The sequence below is a fragment of the Euzebya sp. genome (assembly GCF_964222135.1).
In the GTDB taxonomy this organism is placed as follows: Bacteria; Actinomycetota; Nitriliruptoria; order Euzebyales; family Euzebyaceae; genus Euzebya.
Genome location: NZ_CAXQBR010000019.1, coordinates 16127 through 28213, shown reverse-complemented (window position 1 = coordinate 28213; position 12087 = coordinate 16127). Strand labels below are relative to the sequence as shown.

Annotated in this window: 9 protein-coding genes; 8 read left to right on the top strand and 1 reads right to left on the bottom strand. The window is 71.6% G+C overall.

The annotated features are described in order from the left end of the window. Window positions 1-67: 67 nt before the first annotated feature. The 8 genes from ACEQ2X_RS04635 to ACEQ2X_RS04600 all read left to right on the top strand — a co-directional run bounded on the left by ACEQ2X_RS04635 (window position 68) and on the right by ACEQ2X_RS04600 (window position 9629). The gene (locus ACEQ2X_RS04635) at window positions 68-1450 is read left to right on the top strand and encodes an extracellular solute-binding protein (RefSeq protein ID WP_370324607.1); all 1383 of its coding nucleotides are present in this window, start codon (window positions 68-70) and stop codon (window positions 1448-1450) included. Window positions 1451-1476: 26 nt separating this feature from the next. Then, complete coding sequence (locus tag ACEQ2X_RS04630) at window positions 1477-3114, top strand: ABC transporter permease subunit (RefSeq protein ID WP_370324606.1); 1638 nt, start codon at window positions 1477-1479, stop codon at window positions 3112-3114. Then, window positions 3111-3989, top strand: coding sequence for a sugar ABC transporter permease (locus ACEQ2X_RS04625; protein WP_370324605.1), 879 nt, complete (start codon window positions 3111-3113; stop codon window positions 3987-3989). Before ACEQ2X_RS04630 ends, ACEQ2X_RS04625 begins: the two co-directional genes overlap by 4 nt. Window positions 3990-4224: 235 nt before the next feature. Further along, complete coding sequence (locus tag ACEQ2X_RS04620) at window positions 4225-5682, top strand: ABC transporter substrate-binding protein (RefSeq protein ID WP_370324667.1); 1458 nt, start codon at window positions 4225-4227, stop codon at window positions 5680-5682. A 24-nt stretch (window positions 5683-5706) separates the two neighbouring features. Continuing rightward, window positions 5707-6648, top strand: coding sequence for an ABC transporter permease (locus tag ACEQ2X_RS04615; RefSeq protein ID WP_370324604.1), 942 nt, complete (start codon window positions 5707-5709; stop codon window positions 6646-6648). Window positions 6649-6650: 2 nt separating this feature from the next. After that, a complete protein-coding gene (locus tag ACEQ2X_RS04610; protein WP_370324603.1) occupies window positions 6651-7580 on the top strand; it encodes an ABC transporter permease in 930 nt (309 codons plus the stop codon). Continuing rightward, window positions 7577-8575 carry an ABC transporter ATP-binding protein gene (locus ACEQ2X_RS04605; protein WP_370324602.1) on the top strand — a complete coding sequence of 333 codons (999 nt, stop codon included), beginning with the start codon at window positions 7577-7579 and terminating at the stop codon, window positions 8573-8575. Before ACEQ2X_RS04610 ends, ACEQ2X_RS04605 begins: the two co-directional genes overlap by 4 nt. After that, window positions 8535-9629 carry an ABC transporter ATP-binding protein gene (locus ACEQ2X_RS04600; RefSeq protein WP_370324601.1) on the top strand — a complete coding sequence of 365 codons (1095 nt, stop codon included), beginning with the start codon at window positions 8535-8537 and terminating at the stop codon, window positions 9627-9629. Before ACEQ2X_RS04605 ends, ACEQ2X_RS04600 begins: the two co-directional genes overlap by 41 nt. 6 nt (window positions 9630-9635) lie before the next feature. Here the strand turns inward: ACEQ2X_RS04600 and ACEQ2X_RS04595 are convergent, their stop codons facing one another. Then, a complete protein-coding gene (locus ACEQ2X_RS04595; RefSeq protein WP_370324600.1) occupies window positions 9636-11948 on the bottom strand; it encodes a cation:proton antiporter in 2313 nt (770 codons plus the stop codon). Between the last annotated feature and the right edge of the window lie 139 nt (window positions 11949-12087).

Below are 12087 nucleotides of genomic sequence, written 5' to 3'. Positions count from 1 at the left end.
CACTTCTGTGCAAGAATTGCGTACGGTTTACGAGCACAGTCACCGCGACACGAAGGAGAGACCCGAGATGCGCCTGCGCGTGATGGCGATCCTGGTACTGGTCCTGTCCCTGCTGGCCACCGCGTGCGGCGGCGACGACGGGGGCACCGAGACCGAGACCGAGCCGGCGGACGCCGCCGCGCCCACCGAGGAGGCGGCCGACGAGCCGACCGAGGAGCCGGCCGCGGAGGCGACCGAGGAGGTCGAGGCGACCGAGGACGCCGCGGCCGAGCCGACGGAGGAGGGGACCGAGGCCGTCGTCCGCGCCGACGCCGACCTGGTGATCTGGGCCGACGAGACCCGGGTCGAAGCCCTGCAGCCCTTCGCCGATCAGTTCGGCGAGGAGAACGGGATCTCCGTCGCGCTCCAGGAGCTGCCGTTCGACGAGATCCGCGCGCAGTTCTCCACCGCCGCTCCGGCAGGTGAGGGGCCAGACATGATCGTCGGCGCGCACGACTGGCTGGGCGAGCTGGTGACCAACGGCCTGGTCGCCCCCGTCGACCTCGCGAACGCAGGCGACTACGCCGAGGTCGCGGTCGAGGCCTTCACCTACGAGGGTCAGCTCTACGGCGTCCCGTACGCCATCGAGAACATCGCCCTGGTCCGCAACACCGACCTGGTGCCCGAGGTGCCCGCCACCTTCGAGGAGCTCGAGCAGACCGCGCTGTCCCTCGTCGAGTCCGGCGAGGCCGAGATCCCCCTCGCCCTGCAGGCGGACCCGGCCGACCCGTTCCACAACTACCCGCTGTTCACCGCGTTCGGTGCCAGCGTGTTCGGCATCAACGACGACGGCACCTACAACCCCGACGAGCTGGGCATCGACAGCCCCGAGGGCCTCGCCGCCGCCGAGCAGTTCGGTGCCTGGGTCGAGTCCGGGCTCATCAACCCGTCGATCACCTACGACGTGATGGTCGAGTCCTTCGCGACGGGGAACGCGCCGTTCGCGATCACCGGTCCGTGGGCGGTCAGCCAGGAGGACCCGCCGGGCTTCCGCGCCCAGGGCGTCAACTACGAGATCACGCCGATCCCCACCATCCAGGGCGGCACCCCCGCGCCGTTCGTCGGCGTCCAGGGCGTCATGATCTCCTCGTTCTCCGAGCAGGGCCTGCTGGCCCAGACCTTCGCCCAGGACTTCATCGGCACCGCCGACGTGCAGCTGGCGCTGTTCGAGGCGGGCGGCCGCCCGCCGGCGCTGCTGGCCGCCTTCGAGCAGGTCGCCGACGACCCCGACGTCCAGGGCTTCGGCGAGGCCGGCCAGGACGGCCAGCCCCTGCCGGCGATCCCCGAGATGGGGTCGGTGTGGACGGCGTGGACCGACGCCTACGAGCTGATCTACGACGGCCAGGGCACGCCGACGGAGAACTTCCAGGCGGCGGCCGCCCAGATCCGCAACCTGATCGCCGAGGGCTAGCCCCGACCCGGCGCGGCGGTGGCGCGATGACCGATCCGACCGACCTGGCCGTCAGGCCCGAGGAGGGGCGACCCCGCCCCTCCTCGGGTGGCTCGGGCACCCCGCCGCCCCACCGGCCGACCGCGCTCGAACGGCTGACCGGCAGCCGGTCGGCCTGGGGCCTGCTGCTCAAGCTGAGCGTCCTCGGGCTCGCGCTGTACAACGCGGTGGTCTTCACCAGCCGGCTCGTCGACGAGCAGGCCTGGGTCGGGCTGGTCGCGATGTGGGGGGCCACCGCAGTCCTGGTCTGGCTGTACCTGCGCCCGGGCAGGGTGCCGGCGAAGTTCATCGTGCCGGGCACGATCTTCCTGCTCGTGTTCCAGGTGTACCCGGTGCTCTACACGGGCTACATCGCCTTCACGAACTTCGGCACGGGGAACGTGCTCGAGAAGCCGGACGCGATCGAGCAGCTGCTGGCGCAGCGGACCCGTGTGCCGCCCGACGCGATCCGCTACGGCGCCACCGCCTTCGCCGACCCCGACGGCGAGGTCGCGCTGCTGCTCACCGACCCCGACGGCGAGCTGCTGTTCGGCACCGCCGAGGAGCTGGTCGCCCTCGACGAGCTCGGCGACGTCACCGAGGAGGGTGACGTGGTCACCGCCGTCGGCGACTTCGAGCGGCTCGACCTGGTCGCCGCCCAGGACGTCGCGCCGGCCCTGCAGGAGCTGCGCGTCCCGACCTCGGACGGGGCGATCCAGCTCCAGTCGCTCACCGCCGCCGCCCGGGCGGAGTCGACCCTCACCTACGACGAGGACCGCGACGTCATCGTCGACACCCAGACGGGTGTCGAGTACGCGCCGGTCCAGGGCAACTTCGTCTCACCGGACGGCGAGCGCCTGACGCCCGGCTGGCGGGCGGTCGAGGGCACGGACAACTTCACGCGGGCGTTCACCTCGCCCCTCATCCGCGGGCCGTTCCTCCGCGTGTTCGTGTGGAACTACGTCTTCGCGCTCGCGAGCGTCTTCCTGACCTTCGCCCTGGGCCTGGCCCTGGCCATCGCGCTGAACGAGCCGCGGATGCGCAGCCGGCGGCTGTACCGGTCGATCCTGGTGATCCCCTACGCCCTGCCGTCGTTCCTGACCGCGATGGTGTGGGCGGGGCTGTTCAACACCGAGTTCGGCGCGGTCAACGACATCCTCGGCACCTCGCTGCCGTGGCTCACCGACCCTTGGCTCGCCAAGGTGTCGATCCTGATCATCAACCTGTGGCTCGGGTTCCCCTACATGTTCCTCGTGTCCACCGGTGCCCTGCAGGCGATCCCGGCCGACATGCTCGAGGCCGCGTCGGTCGACGGCGCATCGGCGCTCCAGCGCTTCAACCGGATCACGCTGCCGAACCTGATGATCACGATCGCGCCGCTGCTGATCGCGTCGTTCGCGTTCAACTTCAACAACTTCAACATCGTGTACCTGGTCACCCGCGGCGGCCCGCCGATCCAGGGCGCCCAGACCCCCGCCGGGCACACCGACATCCTCGTCAGCTACGTCTACCGGATCGCCTTCGAGTCCGGCCGTGGCGCCGACTACGGGTTCGCCGCAGCGATCAGCGTCCTCATCTTCGTGATGGTGGCGGGAATCTCCGCGTGGAGCTTCCGCCGCACCCGCACCCTGGAGGACATCGCGTGAGCGCGATCTCGCGGGGCGGCCGTGGGCCCGTCGCCAGGTGGTTCCGCGCGATCGGCTGGCGCCACGTCGTCGGCGTCGTCGCGGTCGCCTTCGCGCTGTTCCCGGTCGTCTGGGTGGTCTCGGCGTCGGTCAACCCGACCAGCACGTTGTCGGGCCAGCAGGTCATCCCGACCAACCCCACCCTCGACAACTTCCGCCGGCTGTTCGACACGAGCTTCTGGACCTGGTTCCGCAACTCGCTGGTCGTCGCCGGCGCCGGCGCGATCGGCACGGTGGTCCTGGCGGCGCTCGCCGCCTACAGCTTCAGCCGGCTGCGCTTCACCGGACGGCGGGTCGGGCTGCTCAGCCTGGTGCTCGTGCAGATGTTCCCCCAGCTGCTCGCGTTCGTCGCGATCTACCTGATGATGATCGCCGTCGGCGACGTCGCGCCGGCGATCGGGACCGGGACGATCAGCGGGCTCATCCTCGTGTACCTCGGTGGGGCCATGGGGGTGAACACCTGGCTGATCAAGGGGTTCTTCGACACGATCCCGAAGGACCTGGATGAGTCCGCGCTCGTGGACGGCGCGACGCACTGGCAGATCTACAGCCGGATCATCCTGCCGCTGGCCGCGCCGATCCTCGCCGTGGTCGGCCTGCTCGCCTTCGTGACGATCCTCAACGACTTCGTCGTGGCGAACGCCGTCCTCGGCCAGTCCGAGGACTCCTGGACGCTGTCGATCGGTCTGTTCCGGTTCATCGACGAGCGCTACGGCGCGCGCTGGGGCCCGTTCGCCGCGGGCGCGGTCATCGGGTCGATCCCGACGGTCGCGCTGTTCATGTACCTGCAGCGCTACATCGTCTCCGGTCTGACCCAGGGGTCGGTGAAGGGCTGATCGCGGGGTAGGGTCAGTGGCGACCTGAAGGACCCGAACAGGAGCGCCCATGGCCTCTCGCCCCTCCCCCGCCCGTCTGACCGCGCTGCTCGCCGTCCTCGCCCTGGTGCTGGCGGCATGTTCGGGAGGGGGCGAAGAGGTCGAGGGCGAGGGGTTGGCGGAGGACGCGACCGAGGACTCAGGGGCCGAGGGCTCGGCGGCGGAGGGCGGAGGCGTCGCGACCGAGGGCGACGCCATGGGCGGCGATGCCGGTGCCGACGCGGGTGAGGAGGCGCCGGCGGGGACGTTCGTCGCCGCGATCGGCCAGCAGCCCGACCAGCTGGACCCGCACGTCACGACGGCGTACCCCTCCTTCCAGGTGCTCGAGAACATCTACGACACCCTCGTCGTGCCGGACCCCGAGACCCTCGAGATGGCACCGTCCCTGGCGACGGAGTGGACGACGTCAGAGGACAGCCTGACGTGGACGTTCACCCTGGCCGAGGGGGTCACGTTCCACGACGGCAGCGAGTTCGACTCCGCCGACGTCGTCTACTCGTTCAACCGGATCATCGACGAGGAGCTGAGCAACGCCTTCCGCTTCGCGAGCGTCGAGTCGGTCACCGCGCCGGACCCGCAGACGGTCGAGATCGCGTTGACCGAGCCCACGCCGAACCTGCTGGCCAACATCGGCGGGTTCAAGGGCATGGCGATCCTGCCGGAGGGGGCTGCCGAGGACCTCGACCTCGCGACGGAGGCCAACGGCACCGGCCCGTTCGTCCTCGAGGACCAGGGTCCGGACGCGATCACCCTGACCGCGAACCCCGACTACTGGGGTGAGGGGCCGAACGTCGACGCCGTCGAGTTCCGCTTCATCTCCGAGCCGACCACCGCGCTGACCGAGCTGCAGACGGGCGGGGTCCACTGGACCGACAACGTCCCGCCGCAGCAGATCGAGCAGCTGAGCGGCGAGGACGCGGTCGTGCTCGAGACCACCCCGTCCCAGGACTACTGGTACTGGACCGCCAACTTCGATGTCGAGCCGTTCGGCGACCCGCTGGTCCGCGAGGCGCTGGCCTACGCGATCGACCGCGAGGCGATCACCCAGGCCGCCACGTTCGGCGCGGGCCAGGTCAACCAGACCGCGATCCCCGAGGACAGCGTCTGGTACTCCGACTACGCGCCGTACTCCCACGACCCCGAGCGCGCCCAGCAGCTGCTCGGCGAGGCCGGCGTCAGCGACCTGTCGATGGGGCTGATGGTCACCGACGAGTTCCCCCAGACGGTCACCGCCGCGGAGGTCATCGCGAGCCAGCTCGCCGAGGTCGGCATCACCGTCGAGATCCAGACCGAGACGTTCGCCACCTGGCTCGACCGGCAGGGCCAGGGCGACTACGACGCGTTCATGCTCGGGTGGCTCGGCAACCTGGACCCGTTCGGCTACTACCACTCCCAGCACCTGTGCGAGGGGTCGAACAACTACCAGGGCTACTGCAACGACGAGGTCGACGCCCTCCTCGAGCAGGCCGCGGTCGAGACCGACACCGAGGCCCGCAAGGACCTGTACGACCAGGCCGTGCAGATGATCGTCGACGACGGCAGCTACTGGTTCCTCTACAACCCGGAGGTCGTCCAGGCGTGGAGCCCGGACGTCGAGGGATATCAGATCCGCGCCGACCGGGCGATCAACTTCGAGACCGTCAGCCTGGGCTAGGGCGGCCGGCGACCGGACGCGCTGATGGCCGGCTACATCGTCCGACGGGTCCTGCAGGCCCTCGGGGTCCTGCTGGGCGTCAGCGTCCTGGTCTTCGCGATCATCCACCTGGTGCCGGGCGACCCGGTGCGGCTCGCCCTCGGCACCCGGTTCGACCAGGAGACCTACGACGCGCTGCGGGCGCGCGCCGGCCTCGACCAGCCGCTGCTCCAGCAGTACGTCTCCTGGCTGGGCGGGGTGGTGCAGGGCGACTTCGGCGTGTCGTTCCGGTCGGGGCGGACCGTGCTCGCGATGGTGCTGGAGCGGCTGCCGGCCACGCTGTCGCTCGCGGCGGTCGCGATCCTCGTGGCCACCGCCATGGCGCTGCCGCTGGGGATCTTCTCGGCGATCCGCCAGGGCAAGCTGACCGACCGGGTCGCGACGGCGATCAGCCAGATCGGCATCTCGATCCCGGACTTCTGGATGGGCATCCTGCTGATCCTGCTGTTCGCGCTGAACCTCGGGTGGTTGCCCGCGTCCGGCTACGTCGGCATCACCGAGGACCCGCTCGAGTGGGCGCGGCGGCTGATCCTGCCCGGCGTCACCGTCGGGGTCGTGAGCGGCGCGGTGCTCACCCGGTTCGTCCGGTCCTCGGTGCTCGAGAACCTGGGTGAGGACTTCGTCCGCACCGCCAGGTCAAAGGGCCTGGGGGAGCGCACGATCATCCGCCAGCACGTGCTGCCCAACGCGCTGGTGCCGGTGATCACGGTCACGGGGCTCCAGCTCGCGTACCTGCTGAGCGGCGTGGTGGTGGTCGAGGCCGTCTTCGCCTGGCCGGGGCTCGGCCAGCTGGCGCTCGACGCGGTCCTCACCCGCGACTACCCGGTGCTGCAGGGCGCTGTCCTGCTCTTCGCCGGCTTCTTCCTGGTCGTCAACCTCCTGGTCGACCTGCTGTACACCGTCGTCGACCCGCGGATCGAGTACTGACCATGGGCGAGGACACTCGCATCGAGATCGCGGCCGGCGCGCCGCCGGCCGCCGACGACCGGCCGCGGTGGCGGCGGACCGTCGCGCTCGTGGCCGCCAACCGGCCGGCCCTGATCGGCGCGGCGTTCCTCGCCGCCCTGGTCGTGGTCGCGCTGCTCGACCGGTGGGTGGCGCCGTACGGCTTCAACGAGATCAACGTCGTGGAGGGGCAGCTCCAGCCCCCCTCGGCGACCCACCTCTTCGGCACCGACAACCTGGGCCGGGACGTGTTCAGCCGGGTGCTGCTCGGCACGCAGGTCTCACTCCGGGTCGGGCTGGTCGCCGTCGGCCTGTCCATGACGGTCGGGACCGCCGTCGGGGTCGTGGCCGGGTACTTCGGCGGCAAGCTCGACGACGTGCTGATGCGCCTGATGGACGTCATATTCGCCTTCCCCGCCATCCTCATGGCCATCGCGGTGCTGGCGATCCTCGGACGCGGGTCCACCAACGCGATGGTCGCCATCGGCATCGTCTTCATCCCGATCTTCGCCCGCGTCGCGCGGTCGCGGACGTTGAGCGTGCGCGAGGAGGTGTACGTGCGCGCAGCGCGGTCGGCGGGCGCGTCGGACCTGCGGATCATGCGCCTGCACATCCTCCCGAACGTCGCCGCGCCGGTCATCGTGCAGGCCTCGATCAGCCTGGCCTTCGCGATCCTGAACCTGGCGGCGCTGTCGTTCCTCGGCCTGGGTACCCAGCCGCCGGACCCGTCGTGGGGGCGGATGCTGGCCGAGGGACGGGACTACTACACCAGCGGGGCGTGGTGGATGGCGGTCTTCCCGGGGCTGGCGATCTTCATCACCGTGTTCAGCCTGAACGTCCTCGGCGACGCGCTGCGCGACGCGCTGGACCCGCGGCAGGCCTCCGCCATGGAGTCGAGGGGGCACACCGCATGACCGTCCTGCGCGTCCGCGGCCTGGAGGTCGCCTTCGGCACCCGCCGCGGCCGGGCCGAGGTCGTCAACGGCATCAGCTACGACCTGGACGCCGGCGAGACCGTCGCCCTGGTCGGGGAGTCCGGCAGCGGCAAGAGCGTGTCGAGCCTGGCCCTGCTCGGGCTGGTGCCGTCCCCGCCGGCCCGGGTGTCCGGCTCGATCGTGCTGGGCGACACCGAGGTGGTCGGCGCGACCGAGGACGAGCTGCGCCACATCCGCGGCAACGACATCGCGATGATCTTCCAGGACCCGATGACGTCGCTGAACCCGGTCATGCCGATCGGCCGGCAGCTCACCGAGGGCATGCGCCTGCACCTCGGCCTGTCCGCCCGGGACGCTCGCGACCGCGCCGTGGACCTGCTCACGCAGGTCGGGATCCCGTCGGCGGCGCGTCGGCTCGACGACTACCCGCACCAGTTCTCCGGCGGCATGCGCCAGCGCGTGATGATCGCGATCGGGTTGGCCTGCGATCCGACGGTCCTGGTGGCCGACGAGCCGACGACCGCGCTCGACGTCACGATCCAGGCCCAGATCATCGAGCTCGTCCAGCAGCTGCAGGACGAGACCGGCACCGCGGTGCTGTGGATCACCCACGACCTCGGCGTCGTCGCGGGGATCGCCGACCGGGTGATGGTCATGTACGCCGGGCGGATCGTCGAGGAGGCGGACGTCGACACCCTCTACGACGACCCCCGGCACCCCTACACCCGTGGCCTGCTCGCCTCACTGCCGGTCCTCGGCGAGGTTCGGGAGGGGCTCGAGTCGATCCCCGGGCTGCCGCCGGACCCGGTGGCGATGCCGCCCGGCTGCCCGTTCTGGCCGCGGTGCGAGGTGCGGGCCGACCCGCGCTGCGAGCACGAGGAGCCCCCGCTCGTGGACGTCGGCGACGGACACCGGGTGGCGACGTTCTACCCCGATGCGCTCGCCGGCGAGCCGATCGGAGGCGGAGGTGGCTGAGGTGCGGACCGAGCCGCTCCTGTCCCTCGAGGACCTGCAGGTGTGGTTCCCCCAGCGCGACTCCGGCGTGCTGCGCCGCGTGACGGGTCACGTCAAGGCCGTCGACGGGGTGTCGCTGACCGTCGACCGGGGCGAGACCGTGGGTCTGGTCGGCGAGTCGGGCTGCGGCAAGTCGACGACGGGGTTGGCGCTGCTCCGCCTGGTCGAGCCGACCGGCGGACGGGTCGTCTTCGACGGCACCGACGTGACCGCCCTGTCGAGCGGGGACCTCCGCGCGCTGCGGCGCCGGATGGCGATGATCTTCCAGGACCCGATGGCGTCGCTGAACCCGCGGCGGACGGTCGGCGCGTCGATCGCCGAGCCGCTCGAGATCCACGGGCTCCACGCCGGTCGGCACCGCGAGCGGGTCGGGGAGCTCATGGAGCTGGTCGGCCTCTCCGCGGACCACGCCGGCCGGTACCCCCACGAGTTCTCCGGCGGGCAGCGCCAGCGCGTCGGGATCGCCCGGGCCCTCGCCGGCGAGCCCGAGCTGATCATCGCCGACGAGCCGATCGCCAGCCTGGACGTGTCGATCCAGGCCCAGATCATGAACCTGCTCGAGCGCCTGCAGGACGAGCTCGACCTGACCTACCTGTTCATCGCCCACGACCTTGCCGCCGTCCAGCACGTCAGCGACCGCATCGCGGTGATGTACCTGGGCCGGATCGTCGAGGTCGGGCCGCGCGACGCGCTGGTGGACGACCCCCAGCACCCCTACACCCGGGCGCTGCTGTCGGCCGTGCCCGTGCCCCGGCCGGAGGAGGAGCGGCAGCGCCAGCGGGTCGTCCTCACCGGTGACGTGCCGAGCCCCCTCGACCCGCCGTCGGGCTGCAACTTCCGGACCCGCTGCCCCGAGGTCTTCGAGCCGTGCGGGGTGGTGGACCCGCACCTCGTCCCCCGGGCCGACCTCGACGGCCGCCCGGTCGCCTGCCACCTGCACGGGGTCGAGGGCCGCGAGGTCGAGCGCTCCCACCACCTCGACCGGGGGGAGGGCGAGGAGGACCCGGCCGCGTAGGGCCTGCTACGCGCGGGTGATCACCGCGACCGGGCAGGGGGCGTGGCGGAGCACGTGGTCGAGGTCGTGGCCGAGGAACGCCCGACGGGTGATCGGCTGCACGTCCGAGCGCATCACGATCAGGCTGGCCCCGGTCCGCTCGGCGAGGTCGACCACGACGGTGCCCTTGGGCGCGTCGGTCACCTCCACGCGGGTGGTCACCTCCGCCCCCATGGCGAGGCCCATCGCCGCCTCCGCGGTGGCGATCTCCTCCCCGATCAGGCGGGCGCGGCTGACCAGCTCGTCGCCACCCCGGCGGGCACGACCGGCTTCGGACCACGTCCCGGCCGGCGGGTCGGTGATCCTGACCAGGTCGACGACCGGCTGGTCCACGCCGACCTGCGCGAGCGGGTCGGACCCCTCACCTGCGGCCACCTCGCCGTCGGCGGCGACCGACACGGGCGGGGTGGCCGCCGGCGTCGCGGGTGCCCCGGTCGCGATCGCGTAGGCGATCTCCGGCGCGCGGGACTCGGGATCGGTCCCGGTCGTCGGCAGCAGGATGCGGGTGAGGGGCACGTCGACGAGGGAGTCGTCGAGCTCCTGGGCCCAGCGCGAGTGGACCAGCAGGACCGGGCACGGGCTCGTCATGAGCACCCGGTCGACCACGCCGCTGAACAGCGGCGCGTCAGGGTCGCCGTCGTCGAGGGTCTCCGTCGCACCGAGGACGATCAGGTCGAAGCCGTCGGCGGCCGCAGCCACCACGGCGTCGCCGATGCCCGTGGCCGGCACGTCGGGGTCGACGTCCCGGACCGCGTGGCGCACCCGGGCGGCCGCGAGGTGGGAGGTGACCCGCCCGACCCGCTCGGGGTCCGGCGCCCCCTCGCCCACGTGGAGGACCGTCACGTCGAGGTCGCGCCCGACGGCGATCCGCTGCAGCAGCTGGGCGGCGAGCTGGCTGTTCGTGCCGCCGCGCGTCGGCAGGAGCACCCGGTGGACGCCGGCGAGCATGCTGGTCCGCTCCCCCTCCTCGCGGGCCAGACGGGCACGCTCCTCCTCCCCCATCGGCACGCGGGGGAGCAGGAACCGGAGGAGCGGCGGGGCCATCAGCGACGTGACGATCGCCACCATGACGATGATCGTGAACATCTCCGGCGTGAGCACGCCGAGGTTCAACCCGATCGTGGCGACGATGATCTCGAGCGCGCCGCGGGCGTTCATGCCGGCGCCGAGCGACAGCGCCTCCCAGCGCCCCAGCCCGGCGGTCGCGGCCCCGATGTAGGCGCCGACGAACTTGCCGCCGATGGCGATCGCGAGGACGAGGACCCCGATGGCCAGGACCTCCGGATCGGCCAGGGCCGAGAGGTCGACGCGCAGGCCGGCGCTCGCGAAGAACACCGGTGCGAAGATCGCCAGGGCGACCGACTCGAGCGTGTGGATGATGCCGTGGTCGACCCGTCGGATCTGCCCGGCGACGATGCCGAGGACGAACGCGCCGAGCACCGCCTCGATGTTCAGCGCCTGCGTCGCCGCCGCGAACCCCAGGGCCAGCACGACCAGCGTCGTCAGCAGCGGTCCGTCGCCGGGGACGGCGGTGGTCACCCAGCGCACGATCCGCACCACGAGCCAACGGCCGAGGGTGAACGCGATCGCCAGGAAGCCGACGACCCTGATGACGCTCGCGGCGGCGGCGCCGGCTGACACCGCCCCGCTCGAGGCCAGGCCGGCGACGATGGACAGCAGGATCCAGCCGATCGTGTCGTCGACCATCCCCGCGGCCAGGGTGAGCTGGCCGATGTCGCGGCGGATGATCCGCATCTCGATCAGCACCTTCGCGATCACCGGGATCGCCGAGATCGACATCGCCGTGCCCATGAACAGCGCGAAGGTCAGGTGCTGGTCCGGGTCGTTGACGAAGCTGTCCGGCAGCACCAGCGCGACCCCGAAGCCGGTGATGAACGGGACGATGATCCCGCCCAGGCTGACCTTCAGCGCGGTCGTCCGGCGGGCGAGGATCAGCGCGATGTCGGTCTCGAGGCCCGTCAGGACCAGCAGCAGCATGACCCCGAGGAAGCTGACGATCTCGAGCAGGTGGCCCTGGGCGGGGTCGTCGGGGGTGAATATCGCCTCGTGCAGCCCCGGGGCGATCCCGCCGAGGATCGTGGGGCCGAGGATGTGGCCGGCCAGCAGCTCGCCGACGACCGAGGGCATCCCGAACCGGGCAGCGATCAGCCCGAAGGCGCGCGCCACGAGCAGCAGCAGGGCGAACTGCACCAGGAAGATGAGGAGGGAGTCGTGGGAGATCGCCGCCATCGACGACCCCTCCACCGCGAGGACCACCATCAGCACACGCTCTCTGTGTCACGTGCTCGTCGCCCGGTCGCGGCTGCGGCCGACGTGCGAGACCCCTCGGACGCGGTGACCGCGACCGCAGCCGTTGTACACCCGGCGCCGGTCGGGTGGGAGGCCCGTCACGGTGTCG